Annotated in this window: 23 protein-coding genes; 15 read left to right on the forward strand and 8 right to left on the reverse strand. The window is 57.7% G+C overall.

Features of this window, described 5'->3' with window-relative positions; translation table 11 throughout:
- Positions 1-84: 84 nt before the first annotated feature.
- The 11 genes from fabZ (at position 85) to AACV31_RS20320 (ending at position 13,983) form a co-directional block, all read left to right on the forward strand.
- Positions 85-540 carry a 3-hydroxyacyl-ACP dehydratase FabZ gene (gene fabZ, locus AACV31_RS20270; protein WP_004386127.1) on the forward strand — a complete coding sequence of 152 codons (456 nt, stop codon included), beginning with the start codon at positions 85-87 and terminating at the stop codon, positions 538-540.
- A gap of 3 nt (positions 541-543) precedes the next feature.
- Positions 544-1,332: an acyl-ACP--UDP-N-acetylglucosamine O-acyltransferase gene (gene lpxA / locus AACV31_RS20275; protein WP_004386126.1), complete on the forward strand. Its 789-nt coding sequence runs from the start codon at positions 544-546 to the stop codon at positions 1,330-1,332.
- Positions 1,332-2,474, forward strand: a complete 1,143-nt coding sequence (gene lpxB / locus AACV31_RS20280) for a lipid-A-disaccharide synthase (RefSeq protein WP_105580609.1) — start codon at positions 1,332-1,334, stop codon at positions 2,472-2,474. Before lpxA ends, lpxB begins: the two co-directional genes overlap by 1 nt.
- Positions 2,471-3,067, forward strand: a complete 597-nt coding sequence (gene rnhB, locus AACV31_RS20285) for a ribonuclease HII (RefSeq protein WP_165155964.1) — start codon at positions 2,471-2,473, stop codon at positions 3,065-3,067. The genes lpxB and rnhB overlap by 4 nt, the downstream gene beginning before the upstream one ends.
- 29 nt (positions 3,068-3,096) lie before the next feature.
- Positions 3,097-6,579: a DNA polymerase III subunit alpha gene (gene dnaE / locus AACV31_RS20290; RefSeq protein ID WP_075199752.1), complete on the forward strand. Its 3,483-nt coding sequence runs from the start codon at positions 3,097-3,099 to the stop codon at positions 6,577-6,579.
- A gap of 103 nt (positions 6,580-6,682) precedes the next feature.
- Entirely contained in the window at positions 6,683-7,642 is a 960-nt protein-coding gene (accA, locus tag AACV31_RS20295; protein WP_012815365.1) for an acetyl-CoA carboxylase carboxyl transferase subunit alpha, read from the forward strand.
- 163 nt (positions 7,643-7,805) lie between these two features.
- A complete protein-coding gene (locus AACV31_RS20300; protein ID WP_165155966.1) occupies positions 7,806-9,572 on the forward strand; it encodes a chitinase in 1,767 nt (588 codons plus the stop codon).
- 149 nt (positions 9,573-9,721) lie between these two features.
- Positions 9,722-11,860, forward strand: coding sequence for a lysine decarboxylase LdcC (locus AACV31_RS20305; protein ID WP_105538716.1), 2,139 nt, complete (start codon positions 9,722-9,724; stop codon positions 11,858-11,860).
- A gap of 57 nt (positions 11,861-11,917) precedes the next feature.
- The gene (locus tag AACV31_RS20310; protein ID WP_007759960.1) at positions 11,918-12,307 is read left to right on the forward strand and encodes a VOC family protein; all 390 of its coding nucleotides are present in this window, start codon (positions 11,918-11,920) and stop codon (positions 12,305-12,307) included.
- A gap of 64 nt (positions 12,308-12,371) precedes the next feature.
- Positions 12,372-13,676, forward strand: a complete 1,305-nt coding sequence (tilS, locus tag AACV31_RS20315; protein WP_165155984.1) for a tRNA lysidine(34) synthetase TilS — start codon at positions 12,372-12,374, stop codon at positions 13,674-13,676.
- Positions 13,669-13,983 carry a c-type cytochrome gene (locus AACV31_RS20320; RefSeq protein ID WP_165155968.1) on the forward strand — a complete coding sequence of 105 codons (315 nt, stop codon included), beginning with the start codon at positions 13,669-13,671 and terminating at the stop codon, positions 13,981-13,983. The genes tilS and AACV31_RS20320 overlap by 8 nt, the downstream gene beginning before the upstream one ends.
- A 45-nt stretch (positions 13,984-14,028) precedes the next feature.
- Here the strand turns inward: AACV31_RS20320 and rof are convergent, their stop codons facing one another.
- Both rof and AACV31_RS20330 read right to left on the reverse strand, forming a co-directional pair.
- Positions 14,029-14,289 carry a Rho-binding antiterminator gene (rof, locus tag AACV31_RS20325; protein WP_007760020.1) on the reverse strand — a complete coding sequence of 87 codons (261 nt, stop codon included), beginning with the start codon at positions 14,287-14,289 and terminating at the stop codon, positions 14,029-14,031.
- The gene (locus AACV31_RS20330) at positions 14,276-14,476 is read right to left on the reverse strand and encodes a YaeP family protein (protein ID WP_007760023.1); all 201 of its coding nucleotides are present in this window, start codon (positions 14,474-14,476) and stop codon (positions 14,276-14,278) included. Before AACV31_RS20330 ends, rof begins: the two co-directional genes overlap by 14 nt.
- A gap of 206 nt (positions 14,477-14,682) precedes the next feature.
- Between AACV31_RS20330 and AACV31_RS20335 the strand changes: the two genes are divergently transcribed.
- The 3 genes from AACV31_RS20335 to nlpE are packed head-to-tail and all read left to right on the forward strand — an operon-like array spanning position 14,683 to position 16,373.
- Positions 14,683-15,228, forward strand: coding sequence for a YaeQ family protein (locus AACV31_RS20335; protein ID WP_165155972.1), 546 nt, complete (start codon positions 14,683-14,685; stop codon positions 15,226-15,228).
- Complete coding sequence (arfB, locus tag AACV31_RS20340) at positions 15,225-15,647, forward strand: alternative ribosome rescue aminoacyl-tRNA hydrolase ArfB (RefSeq protein ID WP_165155974.1); 423 nt, start codon at positions 15,225-15,227, stop codon at positions 15,645-15,647. The genes AACV31_RS20335 and arfB overlap by 4 nt, the downstream gene beginning before the upstream one ends.
- Positions 15,648-15,674: 27 nt before the next feature.
- Complete coding sequence (gene nlpE, locus AACV31_RS20345) at positions 15,675-16,373, forward strand: envelope stress response activation lipoprotein NlpE (protein WP_165155976.1); 699 nt, start codon at positions 15,675-15,677, stop codon at positions 16,371-16,373.
- 69 nt (positions 16,374-16,442) lie between these two features.
- Here nlpE and proS read toward each other — a convergent pair whose 3' ends face one another.
- The 6 genes from proS to metN form a co-directional block, all read right to left on the reverse strand.
- Positions 16,443-18,161 (reverse strand): proline--tRNA ligase, encoded by a 1,719-nt coding sequence (gene proS / locus AACV31_RS20350; RefSeq protein ID WP_165155978.1) that lies wholly within the window; start codon positions 18,159-18,161, stop codon positions 16,443-16,445.
- A 110-nt stretch (positions 18,162-18,271) separates the two neighbouring features.
- Entirely contained in the window at positions 18,272-18,979 is a 708-nt protein-coding gene (tsaA, locus tag AACV31_RS20355) for a tRNA (N6-threonylcarbamoyladenosine(37)-N6)-methyltransferase TrmO (protein ID WP_165155980.1), read from the reverse strand.
- A complete protein-coding gene (gene rcsF / locus AACV31_RS20360; protein WP_012815375.1) occupies positions 18,976-19,380 on the reverse strand; it encodes an Rcs stress response system protein RcsF in 405 nt (134 codons plus the stop codon). The genes tsaA and rcsF overlap by 4 nt, the downstream gene beginning before the upstream one ends.
- Before the next feature lie 112 nt (positions 19,381-19,492).
- Entirely contained in the window at positions 19,493-20,308 is an 816-nt protein-coding gene (locus AACV31_RS20365) for a MetQ/NlpA family lipoprotein (protein ID WP_007674157.1), read from the reverse strand.
- Between the two features lie 43 nt (positions 20,309-20,351).
- Entirely contained in the window at positions 20,352-21,005 is a 654-nt protein-coding gene (locus AACV31_RS20370; RefSeq protein ID WP_012815377.1) for a methionine ABC transporter permease MetI, read from the reverse strand.
- A complete protein-coding gene (metN, locus tag AACV31_RS20375) occupies positions 20,998-22,029 on the reverse strand; it encodes a methionine ABC transporter ATP-binding protein MetN (RefSeq protein WP_007760178.1) in 1,032 nt (343 codons plus the stop codon). The genes AACV31_RS20370 and metN overlap by 8 nt, the downstream gene beginning before the upstream one ends.
- Before the next feature lie 190 nt (positions 22,030-22,219).
- Between metN and gmhB the strand changes: the two genes are divergently transcribed.
- Positions 22,220-22,780 (forward strand): D-glycero-beta-D-manno-heptose 1,7-bisphosphate 7-phosphatase, encoded by a 561-nt coding sequence (gene gmhB, locus AACV31_RS20380; protein WP_007760180.1) that lies wholly within the window; start codon positions 22,220-22,222, stop codon positions 22,778-22,780.
- Positions 22,781-23,077: the final 297 nt, after the last annotated feature.

Consider the following 23,077-nt stretch of genomic DNA (forward strand, 5'->3'; position numbering starts at 1 on the left):
AACCGCGGCCTGCAAGCGATCCAGAATCGCCGCAGGCCGTGTTATTATTGCCCATTCAGTATATTTTTAGACAGGAAGAGTATTTTGACTACTGAAACTCATACTCTGCACATTGAAGAGATTTTAGAGCTTCTGCCGCACCGTTATCCATTCTTGTTGGTGGATCGCGTGCTGGATTTTGAGGAAGGTCGTTTTCTACGCGCAGTAAAAAATGTCTCTGTAAACGAGCCTTTTTTCCAGGGTCACTTTCCTGGTAAACCCATTTTTCCGGGCGTGTTGATTTTAGAAGCCATGGCGCAGGCCACCGGCATTCTGGCTTTCAAAAGCGTTGGCAAACTGGAACCGGGTGAACTTTACTATTTTGCAGGCATCGATGAAGCGCGCTTTAAGCGCCCTGTCGTGCCAGGCGACCAGATGGTGATGGAAGTTACCTTTGAAAAAACGCGCCGTGGAGTGACTCGCTTCAAAGGCGTCGCGCTGGTTGACGGTAAAGTGGTGTGTGAAGCCACCATGATGTGTGCACGGAGCCGGGAGGCCTGATACGTGATTGATAAGACCGCCTTTATTCATCCCACCGCCATTGTGGAAGAGGGCGCCGTTATCGGCGCTAACGCCCACATTGGTCCGTTTTGTATTGTCGGCCCTGATGTCGAAATCGGTGAAGGTACCGTACTGAAATCGCACGTTGTCGTGAATGGTCATACTACGATCGGTCGCGATAACGAGATCTATCAGTTCGCTTCTATCGGCGAGGTAAACCAGGATCTGAAATATGCTGGCGAGCCGACCCGCGTCGAGATTGGCGATCGCAACCGCATCCGCGAAAGCGTCACCATTCATCGCGGCACGGCACAGGGTGGTGGTCTGACGAAGGTGGGCAGCGATAACCTGCTGATGATAAATGCGCACGTCGCGCATGACTGCACAGTAGGCAACCGCTGCATTCTTGCCAATAACGCCACGCTTGCCGGACATGTTTCCGTTGATGATTTCGCTATCATCGGCGGCATGACGGCCGTGCATCAGTTCTGCATCATCGGGGCGCACGTCATGGTGGGCGGCTGCTCCGGCGTCGCGCAGGACGTACCGCCTTATGTGATCGCGCAGGGCAACCACGCGACCCCGTTTGGCGTGAACATCGAAGGGCTCAAGCGTCGCGGCTTCAGCAAAGAAGCGCTGCACGCTATCCGTAACGCTTACAAGCTGCTTTACCGCAGCGGTAAGACGCTGGATGAAGTGAAGCCGGAAATCGCAGAGATTGCCGCGAAGCATCCTGAAGTGCAGCCGTTCTACGATTTCTTCGCCCGCTCCACGCGTGGTCTGATTCGTTAATGACCCGTCCGCTTACGATTGCCCTGGTCGCCGGAGAAACCTCCGGCGATATTCTTGGTGCCGGTCTCATCCGTGCGCTCAAGGCGCGCGTACCAAACGCGCGTTTTGTCGGCGTCGCGGGCCCGCGTATGCAGGCCGAAGGCTGCGAAGCCTGGTATGAAATGGAAGAACTGGCCGTGATGGGAATTGTGGAGGTGCTGGGCCGTCTGCGCCGCCTGCTGCATATCCGCGCCGATCTCACGCAGCGCTTCACCGCGCTGAAACCGGATGTGTTTGTCGGTATCGACGCGCCGGATTTCAACATCACGCTGGAAGGCAACCTGAAACAGCAGGGCATTCGCACTATTCACTACGTCAGCCCGTCCGTCTGGGCCTGGCGCCAGAAACGCGTTTTCAAAATAGGCAGAGCCACCGATCTGGTGCTCGCGTTTCTGCCTTTCGAAAAAGCGTTTTATGACAAATTTAACGTTCCGTGTCGCTTTATCGGGCATACCATGGCGGACGCGATGCCGCTGGATCCGGATAAAAACGCGGCGCGTGACGTGCTGGGTATCGCCCACGACGCCCGTTGTCTGGCGCTGTTGCCAGGCAGTCGCAGTGCGGAAGTGGAAATGCTAAGTGCGGATTTCCTGAAAACCGCGCTGCGTTTACGCGAGCATTACCCGGATCTCGAAATCGTCGTGCCGCTCGTTAACGCGAAGCGGCGCGAGCAGTTCGAGCGCATCAAAGCGGAAGTCGCGCCACAGCTGACCGCGCATCTTCTTGACGGCCACGCGCGCGAAGCGATGATCGCAAGCGACGCGGCGCTTCTTGCCTCCGGCACCGCCGCGCTCGAATGTATGCTGGCGAAATGCCCGATGGTGGTTGGCTATCGCATGAAGCCGTTCACCTTCTGGCTGGCGAAACGTCTGGTGAAAACTGAATTTGTGTCGCTGCCTAATCTGCTGGCCGGGCGCGAGCTGGTAAAAGAGCTGCTCCAGGACGACTGCGAGCCGCAGAAGCTCGCCGACGCGCTGCTGCCGTTGCTGGCTGATGGCAAGCAGAGCCATGATATGCACGACACTTTCCGTAAACTGCATCAGCAGATCCGCTGCAATGCCGATGAACAGGCGGCGGACGCGGTGCTGGAACTGGCGCAATGATGGAATTTATCTATCCCCATACGCATCTGGTGGCGGGCGTTGATGAAGTGGGCCGCGGCCCGCTGGTCGGCGCTGTGGTCACCGCTGCGGTGATCCTCGATCCGCTCAACCCCATCGTCGGGCTGGCGGATTCCAAAAAGCTGTCTGAAAAGCGTCGTCTTGCGCTGTTTGACGAGATCAAAGAGAAGGCGATCGTCTGGAGTCTTGGACGCGCGGAGCCGCACGAGATTGACGAGCTGAATATTCTCCACGCCACGATGCTGGCTATGCAGCGCGCGGTGGCGGGGCTTGCCGTCACGCCCGAATATGTGCTGATAGATGGCAATCGCTGTCCGGCCCTGCCGATGCCCAGCATGGCGGTCGTCAAAGGCGACAGCCGGGTGGCGGAAATCAGCGCTGCGTCGATACTGGCTAAAGTAACGCGCGACGCGGAAATGGCTGAACTGGACCTCACCTTTCCTCAGTATGGATTTGCCCAGCACAAGGGCTATCCGACCGCCTTTCACCTTGAGCGGCTTGCCGAGCACGGCGCGACGGCGCATCATCGGCGCAGCTTCGCGCCGGTCAGACGCGCGCTGGGCATTGCCTCTTAACGACGAAACAGAGTTAACCGGAAACAGAAATGGCTGAACCTCGTTTTGTGCACCTGAGAGTGCACAGTGACTATTCCATGATCGATGGACTGGCAAAAACGGGGCCGCTGGTAAAAAAGGCGGCCGCGCTTGGCATGCCTGCCTTTGCCATTACTGACTTCACCAACCTGTGCGGGCTGGTAAAATTTTACGGCGGCGCGCACGGCGTCGGCATGAAGCCGATTATCGGCGCCGACTTCAATATGCAGTGCGACCTGCTGGGTGAAGATTTCTCGCATATCACCGTGCTGGCGGCGAACAATACCGGCTATCAGAACCTGACGCTGCTTATCTCTCGCGCCTATCAGCGCGGTTATGGCGCGGCCGGCCCGTGGATTGACCAGCAGTGGCTGGCGGAGCTGGGCGAAGGGCTGATCCTGCTCTCCGGCGGTCGTCAGGGTGACGTTGGTAAGTGTTTACTTCGTGGTAATAACGTCATGGCCGAGCAGGCGCTGGCGTTTTACCAGGAACATTTCCCGGACCGTTATTATCTGGAGCTGGTTCGCACCGGCCGTCCGGATGAAGAGCGCTATCTTCATGCGGCGGTGGCGCTCGCGGAAGAAAAAGGCGTTCCGGTCGTTGCCACCAACGACGTGCGCTTTATTGAGCCCGGCGATTTCGACGCCCATGAAATTCGCGTCGCTATCCACGACGGTTTTACGCTCGATGATCCGAAAAGACCTCGCCACTATTCGCCGCAGCAATACCTGCGTACCGAAGAGGAGATGTGCGAGCTGTTCTCCGATCTCCCGGAAGCGCTGGAAAACAGCGTGGAGATTGCCCGCCGCTGTAACGTGACGGTGCGTCTTGGCGAGTATTTCCTGCCGCAATTCCCGACCGGCGACATGACCACCGAAGATTTCCTGGTCATGAAATCGAAAGAAGGTCTGGAAGAGCGCCTTGAGTTCCTGTTCCCGGACCCGGAAGAACGCGTACAGAAGCGTCCGCCCTATGACGAGCGCCTGGATATCGAACTCCAGGTTATCAACCAGATGGGTTTCCCTGGTTACTTCCTGATCGTAATGGAATTTATCCAGTGGTCGAAGGATAACGGCATTCCGGTAGGGCCGGGCCGTGGTTCGGGCGCGGGATCGCTGGTGGCGTATGCGCTAAAAATCACCGATCTCGATCCGCTGGAATTTGACCTGCTGTTCGAACGCTTCCTCAACCCGGAACGTGTCTCCATGCCCGACTTCGACGTCGATTTCTGCATGGAAAAACGCGACCAGGTGATTGAGCACGTGGCGGACATGTATGGTCGCGACGCGGTTTCCCAGATTATCACCTTCGGCACCATGGCGGCGAAAGCGGTTATTCGCGATGTAGGCCGCGTGCTGGGGCACCCTTACGGGTTTGTCGATCGCATCTCTAAACTGGTGCCGCCCGATCCGGGTATGACGCTTGCGAAAGCGTTCGAAGCCGAACCGCAGCTACAGGAAATTTACGATGCCGATGAAGAGGTCAAAGCCCTTATCGACATGGCGCGTAAGCTCGAAGGGGTGACGCGCAACGCCGGTAAACACGCCGGTGGGGTGGTGATCGCGCCGACCAAAATTACCGACTTCGCGCCGCTCTATTGCGACGAGATGGGCCATCATCCGGTCACGCAGTTTGATAAAAACGATGTCGAATACGCGGGCCTGGTGAAGTTCGACTTCTTAGGTCTGCGCACGCTCACTATTATCAACTGGGCGCTGGATATGATTAACGCCCGGCGCGCGAAGCAAGGGCTGGAGCCGATTGATATCGCGGCTATCCCGCTGGATGACAAGAAAAGCTTCGACATGTTGCAGCGCTCGGAAACCACCGCGGTCTTCCAGCTTGAATCGCGCGGCATGAAAGATCTTATCAAGCGTCTGCAGCCGGACTGCTTCGAAGATATGATAGCCCTGGTGGCGCTGTTCCGCCCAGGGCCGCTGCAGTCGGGCATGGTAGATAACTTTATCGACCGTAAGCACGGGCGCGAAGCCATCTCTTACCCGGATATTCAGTGGCAGCACGAGAGCCTGAAGCCGGTGCTGGAGCCGACCTATGGCATCATTCTGTATCAGGAACAGGTGATGCAGATAGCCCAGGTGCTTTCGGGTTATACCCTCGGCGGCGCGGATATGCTCCGTCGCGCGATGGGTAAAAAGAAACCTGAAGAGATGGCCAAGCAGCGCTCCATCTTTGAAGATGGCGCGAAAAATAACGGCGTCGACGGCGAGCTGGCGATGAAAATCTTTGACCTGGTGGAGAAATTCGCCGGGTACGGATTTAACAAATCGCACTCCGCCGCCTATGCTTTGGTTTCCTACCAGACGCTGTGGCTCAAAGCCCACTATCCGGCGGAGTTTATGGCGGCGGTCATGACCGCCGATATGGACAACACCGATAAAGTGGTTGGGCTGGTGGATGAGTGCTGGCGCATGGGGCTTAAGATCCTGCCGCCGGATATCAACTCCGGGCTGTACCATTTCCACGTCAACGACGACGGGGAGATTGTCTACGGCATCGGCGCGATTAAAGGCGTCGGCGAAGGCCCCATCGAGGCCATCATCGAGGCGCGTAATAAAGACGGCTACTTCCGCGAGCTGTTCGATCTCTGCGCCCGTACCGACACCAAAAAGCTCAACCGCCGCGTACTGGAAAAACTGATCATGTCCGGGGCGTTCGACCGCCTCGGGCCGCACCGCGCCGCGCTGATGAATTCGCTCGGCGACGCGCTGAAAGCGGCGGATCAACATGCGAAAGCCGAGGCTATCGGCCAGGCGGATATGTTCGGCGTACTGGCGGAGGAGCCGGAACAAGTCGAGCAATCCTACGCCAGCTGCCAGCCGTGGCCGGAGCAGGTGGTGCTGGATGGCGAGCGTGAAACGCTGGGGCTGTATCTCACCGGTCACCCCATTAACCAGTACCTGAAAGAGATCGAGCGCTATGTCGGCGGCATGCGCTTAAAAGATATGCATCCTACCGAACGTGGCAAAGTGACCACGGCGGCGGGTTTGATAATTGCCGCGCGGGTTATGGTCACCAAGCGCGGCAATCGTATCGGCATCTGTACGCTGGATGACCGTTCCGGGCGTCTTGAAGTGATGTTGTTCACCGATGCTCTGGAAAAATACCAGCATCTGCTGGAAAAAGACCGAATCCTTATCGTCAGCGGACAGGTCAGCTTTGATGACTTTAGCGGGGGCCTTAAAATGACCGCCCGTGAAGTCATGGACATTGACGAAGCCCGCGAAAAGTATGCGCGCGGGCTTGCTATCTCGCTGACGGACAGGCAAATTGATGACCAGCTTTTAAACCGACTCCGTCAGTCTCTGGAACCCCACCGTTCGGGAACCATTCCAGTACATCTCTACTATCAGAGGGCGGATGCACGCGCCCGGCTGCGCTTTGGCGCGACGTGGCGTGTCTCTCCGAACGATCGTTTACTCAACGATCTGCGTGGCCTGATTGGTTCGGAGCAGGTGGAACTGGAGTTTGACTGATGCGCTGCATCAGGTTCCGGGCGCCTGAATCGCTGGACTCAACCCGCGTGGCCTGCCAGGTTCGGAGCAGGTGGAACTGGAGTTTGACTAATACAGGAATACTATGAGTCTGAATTTCCTTGATTTTGAACAGCCGATTGCAGAGCTGGAAGCGAAAATCGATTCCCTGACTGCGGTTAGCCGTCAGGATGAGAAACTGGATATTAACATCGATGAAGAGGTGCATCGTCTGCGCGAAAAGAGCGTAGAACTGACGCGTAAAATCTTCGCCGATCTGGGAGCCTGGCAAATTGCCCAGCTGGCGCGTCATCCGCAGCGTCCTTATACCCTGGATTATGTCCGCCTGGCCTTTGAGGAGTTTGACGAGCTGGCAGGCGATCGCGCCTATGCCGACGACAAAGCGATCGTGGGCGGCATCGCGCGTCTGGACGGGCGTCCGGTGATGATCATCGGCCACCAGAAAGGGCGCGAAACCAAAGAGAAAATTCGCCGCAACTTCGGGATGCCGGCGCCGGAAGGTTACCGTAAGGCGCTGCGCCTGATGGAAATGGCCGAGCGCTTCAACATGCCGATCGTGACCTTCATCGACACCCCGGGCGCGTACCCAGGTGTGGGCGCGGAAGAGCGCGGTCAGTCTGAGGCTATCGCCCGTAACCTGCGTGAAATGTCTCGCCTGAAAGTGCCGGTTATCTGCACCGTTATCGGTGAAGGCGGCTCCGGCGGCGCGCTGGCTATCGGCGTTGGCGATAAAGTGAATATGCTGCAATACAGCACCTATTCCGTTATCTCACCGGAAGGCTGCGCCTCGATTCTGTGGAAAAGCGCCGATAAAGCCCCGATCGCGGCCGAAGCGATGGGCATCATCGCGCCGCGCCTGAAAGAGCTGAAACTTATCGACAGCGTGATCCCTGAACCGCTGGGCGGCGCGCACCGCAACCCGGAAGTCATGGCGCAGTCGCTGAAAGCGCAGCTGCTGGCGGATCTCGCCGATCTCGACGTGCTGAGCAAAGACGATCTGCTCAACCGCCGCTATCAGCGTCTGATGAGCTACGGTTACGCCTGATAAACGGCGAATAAAAATCTCAATGAGGGTCGCGCAAGCGGCCCTTTTTTATGGGCGCTCGCCGCTGATGAAATGTGATTTTTGCAATGAGTTAACGTGAGATACCCCGTCTGGCTCCCTTCCTACACTCGCTGGTGAACCACAACCACAAGGGGACACCGGAATGGAAATAGTAAAAATCGCGGCGATTGGCGCCGCAGGGTTTTTCGCAGGCTCGCAGGCGCTGGCCGCGCCGCTGCTCAGCAGCAGTACGCCTTACACCATCAACGCCAGCGACCTCACTAAAAAAGAGCAGGAGCTAAGTAACTTTCCACTGATGCAGTCGGTAAAAAGCGCTATCCGCACGCTGGATAACGCGCAGGTCGAACAGATAGCGCCGGGGCGCGCCGCGAACCCGGACAACGTCAAACGCGTCGAGAAAATCCTCACCGCCCAGGACTGGGAGTTTCTCTTTCCGCTGCGCGCGCCGGAATACACCTATACGAATTTCCTGAAAGCCGTCGGCAAATTCCCGGCGGTGTGCGGCGATTACAGCGACGGGCGCAACGCCGAGGCTATTTGTCGGAAATCGCTCGCCACCATGTTCGCGCACTTCGCGCAGGAAACCGGCGGCCATGAAAGCTGGCGCGAGCAGCCGGAGTGGCGGCAGGCGCTGGTTTATCTGCGTGAAATGGGCTGGAACGAGGGGCAGAAGGGCGGCTATAACGGCGAATGTAATCCGGATACCTGGCAGGGGCAGACCTGGCCGTGCGGGCGGGATAAAGACGGCGATTACATGAGTTACTTCGGGCGCGGCGCCAAACAGCTTTCGTATAACTACAACTACGGGCCGTTCTCTGACGCTATGTATGGCGACGTCCGCCCGCTGCTTGATAAACCGGAAATGGTCGCCGATACCTGGCTAAATCTCGCCAGCGCACTCTTTTTCTTTGTCTATCCGCAGCCGCCTAAGCCTGGCATGCTGCATGTGATCGACGGCACCTGGACGCCGAATGAACACGATAAAGAGAGCGGACTGGTGCCCGGCTTTGGCGTCACCATTCAGATTATCAACGGCGGCGTGGAGTGCGGCGGCGAAGCGGAAAACGCCCAGTCGCTTAACCGTATCGCGTATTACAAAGAGTTTGCCAAATACCTGAAGGTGCCGGTCCCGGCGGATGAAGTGCTCGGCTGTAAGAAAATGAAGCAGTTCGATGCGGGCGGTTCGGGCGCGTTGCCTATTTACTGGGAGATGGACTGGAGCTGGAGCACCACCACGCCGGACGGCCAGGCTTACGCCTGCCAGCTGGTAGGTTATCAGACGCCATTCAGCGCGTTCAAAGAGGGGGATTACGCGAAATGCGTGCAGAACCACTTTAATGTGAACATCGTCAACGACGCCTCCGGCGGCACAACGCCCGCGCCGCAGCCTGAACCGCAACCGCAACCGTCTCCAGCGCCTTCTGGCGGCAACGTAGCGCCGATCGCACGCATCAGCGGCCCGGTGGGTGCGGTGGAATCGGGCAGTAAAGTTTCGTTAAGCGCCACCGGCTCCAGCGATGAAAACGGCGATGCGCTGACCTACACCTGGATGGCGCAGACCGGGCAGACGCTGAGCGGCAAAGATAAGAACGTAGTAACCTTCAATGCGCCGGAGAGCTCCAGCGACGCGCAGTACACCATCAGCCTGAAAGTGGACGATGGCAAGCTGAGCGATACCACCAGCTATGTCCTCAACGTGAAGGCGAAAGCCAAAACGCCGGACGCCGGTCCGGTGAGCTATCCGTCGTGGAGTGCCAGCCAGAGCTGGAAGCCGGGCGATATCGTGCTTAACCATGGCGCGCTCTACCAGTGCAAACCGTTCCCGGCGGGCGGCTGGTGCAGCGTGGCGCCGGCTTACTATGAGCCTGGCGCAGGCCTGAACTGGCAGGACGCCTGGGACGCGCGGTAAGGGCAAAAGCCAGCCTGCGGGCTGGCTTTCAGTCTTTGATGACGCACAAGAAGGCGAAAAGCGTATGCCAGGTTTTTTGCCTTCTCGCCTGTTGTTCCGCTTCGCTCAACTATGCTTACCAGACGGTTTTTTTTGCCAGGGGGTAAGCAGTGAACATCATCGCCATCATGGGGCCGCACGGCGTTTTCTATAAAGACGAGCCGATGAAAGAGTTGCAGGCGGCGCTCCAGCAGCAGGGCTTTCAGCTAATCTGGCCGAAAAACAGCAACGATCTGCTGAAGTTTATCGAGCACAACCCGCGCATCTGCGGCGTCATTTTCGACTGGGATGAGTACAGTCTCGATTTATGCTGTGAAATCAATCAGCTCAATGAATATCTGCCGCTCTATGCGTTTATCAATACGCACTCTACGCTTGATGTCAGCGCGAATGAGATGCGCATGGCGCTCTGGTTTTTCGAATATTCGCTGGGCATTGCCGACGACATCGCGACGCGCATTCGCCAGTACACCCAGGAGTATCTCGACAACATCACGCCGCCGTTTACCAAAGCGCTGTTCACGTATGTGAAAGAGGGCAAATACACGTTTTGCACGCCGGGCCATATGGGCGGCACGGCGTATCAGAAAAGCCCGGTCGGCTGCCTGTTTTATGATTTTTTCGGTGGCAACACGCTAAAGGCGGATGTCTCGATCTCCGTCACCGAGCTGGGATCGCTGCTCGATCACACCGGGCCGCATCTGGAGGCGGAAGAGTATATCGCCCGCACTTTTGGGGCCGAACAGAGTTATATGGTGACCAACGGCACATCCACCTCCAATAAGATAATCGGGATGTACGCCGCGCACGCCGGCAGCACGGTACTCATCGATCGCAACTGCCACAAGTCGCTCACGCATCTGCTGATGATGAGCGATATTGTGCCGCTGTGGCTCAAGCCCACGCGCAACGCGCTCGGCATTCTGGGCGGCATTCCGAAGCGGGAATTTACCCGCGAGTCGATTGCCCAAAAAGTGGCGCAAACCCCGGACGCCAGCTGGCCGGTTCATGCGGTCATCACTAACTCCACCTATGACGGGTTGCTGTATAACACCAACTGGATCAAACAGACGCTGGACGTTCCCTCGATCCATTTTGATTCCGCCTGGGTGCCCTATACCCATTTTCACCCGATCTACAAAGGCAAGAGCGGCATGAGCGGCGAGCGCGTGCCCGGCAAAGTGTTCTTTGAAACCCAGTCGACCCATAAGATGCTGGCGGCGCTGTCGCAGGCGTCGCTGATCCACATTAAAGGCGACTATGACGAAGAGACGTTCAACGAAGCGTACATGATGCACACCACCACTTCGCCGAGCTATCCGCTGGTGGCGTCCATTGAAACCGCCGCGGCGATGCTGCGCGGCAATCCGGGCCGCCGTTTGATCAACCGCTCGGTGGAGCGGGCGCTGCATTTTCGTAAAGAGGTGCAGCGTCTTCGTGAGGAAACCGACAGCTGGTTCTTCGATATCTGGCAGCCGGAGGAGATTGACGAAGCGGACTGCTGGCCTATCACGCCCGGCGATGACTGGCACGGCTTTACTCATGCTGATCACGATCATATGTATCTCGATCCGGTAAAGGTCACTATTCTGACGCCGGGCATGGACGCGCAGGGCAATATGGAGAAAGAGGGGATCCCCGCGGCTCTCGTGGCGAAATTCCTCGACGAACGCGGCGTGGTGGTGGAGAAAACCGGGCCGTACAACTTGTTGTTCCTGTTTAGTATCGGCATCGATAAAACCCGCGCGATGGGCCTGCTGCGCGGGCTGACGGAGTTTAAGCGCGCTTATGATCTTAATCTGCGGGTGAAAAACATGCTGCCCGATCTCTGGGCGGAAGATCCGGACTTCTACCGCAACATGCGCGTGCAGGAGTTAGCCCAGGGGATCCACAAGCTTATCCAACAGCACGATCTGCCGGATCTGATGCTGCGCGCGTTTGACGTCTTGCCGGAAATGAAAATGACGCCGCATGAAATGTATCAGCAGCAGGTAAAAGGCAATGTGGAAACGGTGGAGATCGAGAAGCTGATCGGGCGGGTGTCCGCCAATATGATCCTGCCATATCCGCCCGGCGTGCCGCTGGTGATGCCTGGCGAGATGATCACGGAGGCGTCGCGCGCGGTGCTCGATTTCCTGCTCATGCTCTGCTCCATCGGCAGACACTATCCCGGCTTTGAAACGGACATCCACGGGGCGAAGTGCGGCGAAGACGGCGTCTATAGGGTACGTGTCCTAAAAAGCGAGTAACCCCTTGTTTTGCCGCATCAGGCTCAGTAACGTGCCAGACAATCATAAGGAGGGATTATGCTGGGTTTAAAACAGATTCACCATATCGCCATTATCGCGACGGATTACCACCGCAGCAAAGCGTTCTACTGCGATACCCTGGGGTTTACTCTGCAGTCGGAGGTTTACCGTGAGGCGCGCGATTCCTGGAAGGGCGATCTGGCGCTGAACGGGCAGTATGTGATCGAGCTTTTCTCGTTTCCGTTTCCGCCCGCGCGGCCAAGCCGTCCGGAAGCCTGCGGTTTGCGCCATCTCGCGTTCAGCGTGGATGATGTCGAGAGGGCGGTGGCGTTTCTGGAAAGCCGCGGCGTGACGTGCGAGGCGGTACGTGTGGATCCGCTCACCGGCAAGCGCTTCACATTCTTTAACGATCCGGACGGCCTGCCGCTGGAGCTCTACCAGCAGTAACGCTTGCTCCCGGCGCCATTGCCCGGTAAGTTGCCTGGCAATGGCCCTTCTTTCTTTCGACGCAATGGACACTTCTCTGCTCTCTGCCCTGCGGGGCCGACGCCAGCTGCTGGTGGCTTACAGTGGCGGGCTCGATTCGACGGTATTGCTCCATCAACTGGTGCGGTTGCGCGAGACGCATCCTGAACTGCGCCTGCGCGCCATCCACGTTCATCATGGCATCAGCCCGAACGCCGACCGTTGGGCGGCGCACTGTCAGGCGCTGTGTCACCGCTGGCAGGTGCCGTTTGAGCTGGCGTATGTGGAGCTGGCGCAGGACGGGCTCGGTCTTGAAGCGCAGGCCCGCAAGGCGCGCTACCAGGCGTTTGAAGCGGCGCTTTTGCCGGGTGAAGCGCTGGTCACGGCACAGCATCTCGATGACCAGTGTGAAACTCTGCTGCTGGCGCTCAAGCGCGGCAGCGGCCCGGCGGGGCTGGCGGCGATGCCTGCCGAACTGCCTTTTGCGGGCAGCGCTATCCTGCGCCCGCTGCTGAATACGTCGCGCGCGCAGCTGGAGGCGTGGGCCGATCGTCACCAGCTTCTGTGGATCGACGATGAAAGCAACGAGGACGATCGCTTCGATCGCAACTTTTTACGCCTGCGCATTCTGCCTGCGCTGCAAGCGCGCTGGCCGCACTTCACCCAGGCGGCGGCGCGCAGCGCGCAACTCTGCGGCGAGCAGGAGCAACTGCTGGATGAACTGCTGGCGCCGGAGCTTGCCGCGCTGATGGACGGCAAAACGCTCGCTATCGCGCCGCTCGAAACCATGAGCGAGATAAAACGCGCCGCGCTGCTGCGCCGCTGGCTGGCCGCCCTGAACGCGCCGATGCCCGCCCGCGCCACGCTGCAACGTCTCTGGGATGAAGTGGCGCAAAGCCGTGAGGATGCCGCGCCGCGCCTTAAATCCGGCGACTATGAGGCGCGGCGTTATCAGGGGCGGCTGTGGTGGATCAGAGCGCGGCAGGGGCAGCGCCAGACGGTGCTTGCCTGGCCCGATCCGCATGTGGCGTTGCCTCTGCCGGAGGCGCTGGGCCGCCTGAGTTTCGGCGAAGCAGGCGACGCCGTGCGTCCGCCGCGTCCCGGCGAGTCAGTCTCGGTGCGCTTCAGCGCGCCAGGCATGTTGTATATCGTCGGGCGCGATCGCGGGCGCACGCTGAAAAAACTCTGGCAGGAACTGCAGGTGCCGCCCTGGCAGCGCGAGATAACGCCCGTCCTGTTTTATGATGAGCAACCCATTTGCGCGCCCGGCCTGTTTATTACCCGTGAGGGCCAGGCGCAGAACGAACCGGGCTGGATGCTGGCCTGGCATAAGGAGCATAACGATGATTAAACATGGCATGGTGCTGGTGAGCCTGATGGCGCTAAGCCTGGCGGCGCAGGCCAAAGGCGATGCGGCGGCGGGGGAGGAGAAAGCGGTCATGTGCGTCGCCTGCCACGGCGCGTCCGGGAAAGCCAGCGCACCCCTTTATCCTAATCTCGCGGGGCAAAATGAGGCGTATCTTGAGCACGCGCTTCAGGCATATAAAAAAGGCGAGCGTAGCGGCGGACAGGCGGAAATCATGAAGGCGTATGTCAGTGGGCTGTCGGATGAAGATATCGCGAATCTCGCGGCTTACTATGCCGGGCAGAAGCCCTGAAAAAAACGGGCAGCCGCAGGGCTGCCCGCCAGGGTGGAACGCGCGTCAGGATTCGCTAACGACCACCGTACCGATTTGTGGATGGCTGAAGCTCGCAATTTTGTCGAGACGCACTTCGCGCTCGGCTCCGGCTTCATCAGCAATTAAATATTCGACGTTTTTGCGCGTAACCAGATCCTGCGCTTTGGCCTTAATGACCTCGCCGCTTTTGAGTTCCAGCGTCAGTAATAAGTGATGCTGGCAGGCGAGCTCGAGGTTGTCATAGTCATCGCAGTTGATGGGTTGATAGGCATCATTCATTGACATAATCGCTCACCAGTAAGTTCGCGGCAGCATACGCCGCCTGTTCCCTGACCGACTCTGAGAGGGCTTCATCAGAGGCCACCTCATTCAGAGCCCTTAATACGCAGCCCAGCGCGTCGGGAATATACCCCAGATCGCCGCTGGCTATCTGCGAATAGCGCTGTCGTATTAATTCACAATATTTATCCACATACCCTCCTGTCAGAGCCTGACGACAGACTTCACCGCGGGATGCAAGTCTAAGCCTACGTAGTTAAACTCTGTTTAGCAAGGTGACTATACCATAGTCATCAGAGCCATAGCGCAGGCTGTGGCGGCGTTACCGCGCTCCGCTTGAATCGGCAGCCAGCCGACGCGTATTGGGCTACAATACCCCCCAACTTTTCAGGGGGCCCTATGGCGTTAAAAGCAACCATTTATAAAGCGGCGGTCAATGTGGCCGATCTCGACCGGCAGCAATTTCTCGACATCAACCTGACGCTGGCGCGTCATCCTTCGGAAACGCAGGAGCGGATGATGCTGCGTCTGCTGGCCTGGATGATGTACGCCGACGAGCGGTTGCAGTTTACCCGCGGCCTGTGCGCCGATGACGAGCCGGAGATCTGGCTGCGTAACGATCATCTCGGCATCGAACTCTGGATTGAGCTCGGGCTGCCGGAAGAGCGGCGCCTTAAGAAGGCGGTGAGCCAGTCGCAGCAGGTGGCGCTGTTTACCTATAATGACCGCGCAGCGCAGGTCTGGTGGCAGCAGAATCAGGATAAGCTGCGGCAGTATAAAAACCTGACTATCTGGAATATCAATGATGAACAGCTCGCCCAGCTGAGCGCGCTGGCGCAGAGAACTATGACGTTACAGGCCACGTTGCAGGAAGGCATCATCTGGCTTTCCGGCGGCGAGGACAGCCTGGAGCTTCATCCTGCCGTCTGGCAAGGTCAGGCATGATTACGTTTTCGCGAAGCGTGGCGGTGCCCGATGAAGAGGTGACGTTCAGCGCCATCCGTGCGCAGGGCGCGGGCGGGCAGCACGTGAATAAAAGTTCGACGGCCATTCACCTGCGGTTTGACATCAACGCCTCCAGCCTGCCGGATGAATGGAAAACGCGCCTGCTGGCGGCGAGTCATCATCTGATCACCGCCGAGGGCGTGGTGATTATCAAGGCGCAGGAGTATCGCAGCCAGGAGATGAACCGCGAGGCGGCGCTGGCGCGTCTTGTTATGCTGGTCCGGGAACTTACTGCTACGCAAAAGCGTCGAAAGGAGACTCGCCCGACGCGCGCGTCGAAAGTGCGCCGCCTGGAGGCGAAAACCCATAAGTCCGCCACCAAAGCCATGCGGGGCAAAGTGCGCGGTATGCCGGATTAAAAGCGCCACGAACAATAAGGAAATACGGTGAAAAAACTCATTTTTTGCGCAGCGGCGGCCTTAAGCCTGTTTGCGCTGTTTGGCTGTAACAACCGGGCAGAAATGCAGACCTTAGCGCCGACCAGCGCCGCAGAGCTGAAGCCGATGCAGCAGAGCTGGAAAGGCGTGCTGCCCTGCGCCGATTGCGAAGGCATCGAGACCGCGCTGTTTTTAGAGAAAGACGGCACCTGGGTGATGAATCAACACTATCTGGGCGCGAAAGGGCAGGCGGTGTTCGCCTCTTACGGCACCTGGGCGCGCACCGCCGATAAGCTGGTGCTCACCGACAGCCAGGGTGAGAAAAACTATTTCCGCGCGCGCGGCGAGGCGCTGGAGATGCTCGACCGGGAAGGCAACCCGATTAAATCATCGCTGAATTATCGACTGGATCCGGTCAGCGATCCGCTGCCGCAAACCCCGATGACGATGACGGGGATGTATCAGCACGGCGCAAATGCAGCCACCTTTACCGACTGCGCCACCGGGCGCGAGACGGGCGTGGCGAATCATGCGGTGCTGGCGCATGATTACCAGCGCGCTCGCGGCGCGAGCCAGAAACCGGTACTGCTGGTGGTGGAAGCGCACTTCACGATGACGGTTGACCCGGCGAACGGCGCGGTGCAAAAGCATCTGGTGGCCGACCGCAAAGTGGCGTTTAAGCCCGGCAAAGATTGCGACCACCCGTAACGGTGACAGGTAAGCCGATAAGAAAAAGGCCCTCCATGGAGGGCCTTTTTAATGCAACATGGAAAGCGCTTAGCGCTTCACATTCGCCACCAGGTAATCAAGGATGTCGCCGGTTTTGATCATTTTCTTCTCGCCATCGCGACGGTATTTGTATTCAATCTCGTCGTTGTCGAGGTTGCGATCGCCAATCACCACCGTGTGCGGAATACCGATAAGCTCCATGTCGGCGAACATCACGCCCGGACGCTCTTTACGGTCATCCATCAGCACATCGATGCCTTTGGCGCGCAGCTCAGCGTAGAGTTTCTCCGCCAGCTCCTGCACGCGGAAAGATTTGTGCATGTTCATTGGCAGAATCGCGACCTGGAACGGCGCGATCGCGTCCGGCCAGACGATACCGCGATCGTCATGGTTCTGCTCAATCGCCGCCGCCACCACGCGCGTTACGCCGATGCCGTAGCAGCCCATGGTCAGCACCTGGTTACGGCCGTCTTCGCCCTGTACGGAGGCTTTCAGCGCGTCGGAGTATTTGGTGCCAAGCTGGAAAATATGGCCCACTTCAATACCGCGTTTGATAAGCAGCGTGCCCTGACCATCCGGGCTCGGATCGCCGGCCACGACGTTGCGGATATCGGCAACCTGCGGCGTCGCCACGTCGCGATCCCAGTTGATGCCGAAGTAGTGTTTGCCGTCGATGTTCGCGCCTGCGGCGAAATCGCTCATGGCGGCCACGCTGCGGTCAATCACGACCGGCACCGGCATATTCACCGGGCCAAGCGAACCCGGACCTGCGTTAACCGCGGCGCGGATTTCGGCCTCTGTGGCGAACGTCAGCGGGCTGGCGACCTGCGCCAGTTTCTCGGCTTTGACTTCGTTCAGTTCGTGGTCGCCGCGCACCAGCAGCGCCACCAGCGGGAAATCGCTGCCTTCAGCGGCTTTCACCAGCAGGGTTTTCACGGTTTTCTCAACCGGCAGGCTGAACTGCTCAACCAGCTCGGCGATGGTTTTCGCGTTCGGCGTATCGACCAGCGTCATGTCCTGCGTTGCCGCCGCGCGCGGGGTCAGCGGGGCAACCGCTTCGGCGAGTTCAATGTTGGCGGCGAAATCAGAGGTGTCAGAGAAGACGATATCGTCTTCGCCGCTCTGCGCCAGCACCTGGAATTCGTGAGACGCGCTGCCGCCAATCGAGCCGGTATCCGCCTGCACCGGGCGAAAATCGAGCCCCATGCGGGTGAAGATTTTGCTGTAGGCGCCATACATCGCGTCGTAGGTCTGCTGCAGCGATTCCTGCGTAGTATGGAAAGAGTAGGCGTCTTTCATCAGGAATTCGCGTGAGCGCATCACGCCGAAACGCGGGCGCACTTCGTCACGGAATTTGGTCTGGATCTGATAGAAGTTGAGCGGTAGTTGTTTGTAAGAGCTCAGCTCGTTGCGGATCAGATCGGTGATGACTTCTTCATGCGTCGGGCCAAGCACAAACGCGCGATCGCCGCGATCGACAAAGCGCAGCAGCTCCGGACCGTACTGCTCCCAGCGGCCGCTCTCCTGCCACAGTTCAGCAGGCTGAACCACTGGCATCGACACCTCGATAGCACCGGCGTTGTTCATCTCTTCACGCACGATATTTTCGACTTTTTTCAGGACGCGCAGGCCGGTCGGCAGCCAGGTGTATAACCCTGAGGCCAGCTTGCGGATCATCCCGGCGCGCAGCATCAGCTGGTGGCTGATAACCTCCGCGTCGGCAGGTGTCTCCTTCAGAGTGGAGAGCAGATATTGGCTAGTACGCATGTTGTTACGGTTCCGTTTGAACGTGTGAATTCAGGCACTGTAAAGCCTGACACAAAAAAGTGGTTTAGTGTACCAGTGAGAATGGGCCGCCAAAAGAGAGGCTACGGAAATTAACGCGGCTCCAGCGCGTAGACCTCAAAGCCCTGCGGCGTAACACGCCAGCGGACATTGAAATCGAGCAACCAGACGGCGTAGCTTTTGCCGGTTTCCTCATCTTTACGGTAAGCCGGACGCGGATCCTGGGCGAGCACTTCAACGATGAACTGGCCAAGATTCGGGTAGCGCTTCTCAAGGTGCGGCAGGGCGTGCGCGATGTCGTCGGTAAAGGTGACCGGCACCGTGGCATCCGGCGCCTGCCGGGCATAGCCCGCGCGCGCGTCAGGCAACGCTTCGGCGAACGGGAGATAGGGTTTGATATCTATCACCGGCGTGCCGTCCACCAGATCCAGTCCGCCGAGCGTCAGGATCACGCGGTCTTTTTCGCAGCGGATGCCCTGAAGTTCCACCAGCGACATGCCGACGGGGTTCGGGCGGAAGGTAGAACGCGTGGCGAAAACGCCCATTCTGGCATTGCCGCCAAGACGCGGAGGACGCACGGTAGGGCGCCAGCCGCCTTCCATCGTCTGATGGAAAACAAACACGACCCAGATATGGCTAAACGCCTCCAGCCCGCGCACGGCGTCAGGCTGGTTGTAGGGCGCGATTAAATGCAGCTCGCCGAGCGCGCTGTTGACCAGTCCTGGCTGGCGCGGCACGGCGAATTTTTCTTTATAAGGCGAGCGAATGACACCAATTTGCTCAAAGGCAAAGGTGGTCATTTGGTCGGAACGCTAAGGGCAGAGCCTACGCAAACGGCCTGGCGGTAGCAGCCCGGCGTGCCGCTGGTGACTTCACAGCTGTGCAGCAGAACGGCGTTCGCTTTCATTTTAGAGGCGTTGATCTGCAGGCGCTTACGGGCCGTCGGGATATTCGGCGGAGAGTCCTGGTTAGTGGCCTGGCAGGATTCACCGCTCACTTCGCCTAAATCGCGAAAGGGTTTGCCGACCAGATCTGCAGCGTTGGTATAGATTTTTACCGGAGCAGGGCGAACCGTTTTCTGGCGAACAGGCTCGGATTTTTGCGGCGACGCGGTGCTTTGAACAGGTTCTACAGGGGATCTGTTTAGCACGGAACAGCCGCTCAGGATGAATGCTAAAAGACAGATCGGTAAAGCACGCATAATAATTCCTCGTCGGTGATAAAAACGTGGCTTATTGAATCAGGAGCTTGCAGAAATAACAAGACGGGCTTAAGCCCGTCCTGAAATTATAACCGTCAGCAATCAAAACGGCTTACCAGCCTTTGACGGCGCCGCCGTTAAAGACTTTATTTGCGGCTTCATTCACTTCGTCAGACTGGTAAGCCTGAACGAATTTCTTCACGTTTTCCGCGTCTTTGTTATCTTCGCGGGTCACAATCATGTTCACGTACGGAGAATCTTTGTCTTCCACGAAGATGCCATCTTTCGCCGGGGTCAGGTTGATCTGGCTGGCGTAGGTGGTGTTAATCACCGCAAGGGCAATCTGGTCGTCATCCAGCGAGCGCGGCAGCTGCGGCGCTTCCAGCTCGACAATCTTCAGGTTTTTCGGGTTTTCGGTGATATCCAGCACGGTCGGCAGCAGGCCGATATCGTCTTTCAGTTTGATCAGACCCACTTTCTGCAGCAGTAGCAGGGAACGGCCAAGGTTGGTCGGATCGTTCGGTACGGCAACCTGCGCGCCCGGTTGCAGGTCATCCAGCGATTTGATTTTGCGGGAGTAACCGGCGATCGGATAAACGAAAGTGTTGCCGACGGAAACCAGCTTGTAGCCGCGGTCTTTGATCTGCTGATCCAGATACGGTTTGTGCTGGAAGGCGTTAGCGTCGATATCGCCTTTGCTCAGCGCTTCGTTCGGCAGTACGTAGTCGTTAAAGGTGACCAGCTCGACGTCCAGACCATATTTCTCTTTGGCGACTTTTTTGGCGACTTCAGCAACCTGCTGTTCCGCACCCACAATCACGCCCACTTTAATATGGTTCGGATCTTTTTCTTCCTGACCGCAACCTGCCAGGGCCAGCGTGCCGAGAAGGGCGCCTACTGCCGCAAAGGTTTTAAACTTGAAAGACATAACCATTCCTTAACTGAAAAGTATATTGATGTTGTGTGTAACGTTACTTGTGAGTGACAGCCCGGACGATACGATCGCCTGAGAATTGAATTAAATACACCAGTACCACCAGTAAGACTAATACGGTATTCATTACGGTGGCGTTATAGCCGATGTAGCCGTACTGATAACCGATCTGGCCCAGGCCGCCTGCGCCAACCGCGCCGCCCATGGCGGAATAGCCGACAAGGGTGATAAGCGTAATCGTCGCGGCGTTCACGAGGCCCGGCAGCGCTTCAGGCAGCAGTACCTTACGAACGATCTGCATCGGCGTGGCACCCATTGCGCGCGAGGCTTCAATAAGACCCGACGGGATCTCCAGCAGGGCGTTTTCCACCATACGGGCGATAAACGGCGCGGCGCCGACGGTCAGCGGTACGATGGCCGCCTGCAGGCCAATGGAAGTGCCGACGATAGTACGGGTAAACGGGATCATCCATACCAGTAAGATAATAAAAGGAATGGAGCGGAAGATATTCACCAGCGCGGAGAGAATACGATAGAGTTTCGCGTTCTCGATAATCTGGCCCGGACGCGTGACGTACAGCAGTACGCCAACCGGCAGGCCAATCACAAAACCGAAAAAGCCGGAAACAAAGGTCATCGCCAGCGTTTCCCAGATGCCGCGCACCAGTAACCACATCATTGCTTCAGACATAACCCAGAACCTCTACTTTTACATGATGTTGTTGCAGGTAAGCGATGGCCGCTTGCGTTTCTTCCTGTGTGCCGTGCATTTCCGTCAGCATGATGCCGAACTTCACGCCGCCGGCGTAATCCATCTGCGCGCTGATAATGTTGTTGTTCACGTTATAACGGCGTGCGGTCTCGGAAAGGAGCGGCGCGTCAACCGACTGGCCTGTGAATTCAAGGCGCAGCAGCGGGACGCGGTTATCGCCGGATTGCGCGTTAAGACGCTGGGCGTAATCTTCCGGGATATCCAGATGCAGCGTGGACTGGATAAACTGCTGAGCCAGCGGCGTCTTCGGGTGCGAGAACACTTCGCTGACGCTGTCCTGCTCGATAAGCTCGCCGTTGCTGATCACCGCAACGCAGTCGCAGATACGCTTCACGACATCCATTTCATGCGTAATGAGCAGAATAGTAAGACCCAGGCGACGGTTGATGTCTTTCAACAGCTCCAGAATGGAGCGGGTGGTGGCAGGGTCGAGCGCGCTGGTGGCTTCATCGCACAGCAGCACTTTCGGGTTGCTCGCCAGCGCGCGAGCAATCGCCACGCGCTGTTTCTGACCGCCCGAGAGATTCGCCGGGTAAGCGTCCTGCTTTTCGCTTAGGCCAACCAGATCCAGCAGCTCGGTTACACGACGTTTGATTTCGTCGCGCGGCGTGTTGTCCAGCTCCAGCGGGAGCGCGATGTTGCCAAAAACGGTACGTGATGCCAGCAGATTAAAATGCTGGAAAATCATGCCAATCTGGCGACGGGCTTTGGTCAGTTCTGATTCAGAAAGCGCGGTCAGCTCCTGGCCGCCTACCAGGACGCTGCCCTGGGTGGGGCGCTCAAGCAAATTGACGCAGCGGATGAGTGTACTCTTACCGGCGCCGGAGGCGCCAATCACGCCATAAATCTGTCCTGCCGGGACATGCAGGCTGACATTATTCAGCGCCTGAATGGTGCGGTTTCCCTGCTGGAACACTTTGGTGATATTCGACAGTTTGATCATCAGGTTATTTATTATCTTATAGGAGTTAGCCGTGGCATTTTGTTCTGCCTTATACGGGCGGTGACCGTAAACAGAATGGATGGTAAGGCATCCAGACGTCTAAATCAATCTGACTGTCTGCAATGAGCGCTTTCTCCGTCTAAGAATCATGCGATACTAGACAGCATTATTTAAGGCAGGAGTTTTTCAGGTGGCTAAATCTGTACCGGCAATTTTTCTCGACCGCGACGGCACTATTAATATCGATCACGGTTATGTCTCTGAGATTGACCGCTTCGAGTTTATCGACGGCGTTATCGATGCGATGCGCGAACTCAAAGCGATGGGCTTTGCGCTGGTGCTGGTGACGAATCAGTCCGGCATCGCGCGCGGGAAGTTTACCGAAGCGCAGTTTGAACAACTCACAGAATGGATGGACTGGTCGCTGGCCGACCGGGACGTCGATTTTGATGGCATCTATTATTGCCCGCATCATCCTGAAGCCGCAGTGGAAGAGTTTCGTCAGAATTGTGACTGCCGTAAACCGCAACCGGGCATGCTGCTCTCCGCTCGTGATTTTCTGCACATCGATATGGACGCTTCTTATATGGTGGGCGATAAATTAGAAGATATGCAGGCGGGCGCAGCGGCAGGCGTCGGCACAAAAGTGCTGGTACGTACCGGCAAACCCGTGACGCCAGAAGCAGAAGCGGCGGCCGATTGGGTGTTAAATAGCCTCGCGGCGCTGCCGGAAGCTATCAAAAAGCGCTAAAAATGCGCGCAATGATGAAAAGGTGAGCGGTTGTGATTTTTTTAAGTTTTCCGCTTGCCATTACTTCTGAGCTCCCTATAATGCGCCTCCATCGACACGGCGCTGATGAGAAACATCACACAGCGACGGTGAGTCGGAAAGAGAAAAATCCTGAAATTAAGGGTTGACTCTGAAAGAGGAAAGCGTAATATACGCCACCTCGCGACAGCAGGCCGAAAGCCGCGTCGCACCGCTCTTTAACAATTTATCAGACAATCTGTGTGGGCACTCGGGGCACTGATATCTTAACGTCCTCGG

This window comes from Cronobacter sp. EKM101R, from assembly GCF_963888145.1.
GTDB lineage: Bacteria > Pseudomonadota > Gammaproteobacteria > Enterobacterales > Enterobacteriaceae > Cronobacter > Cronobacter turicensis.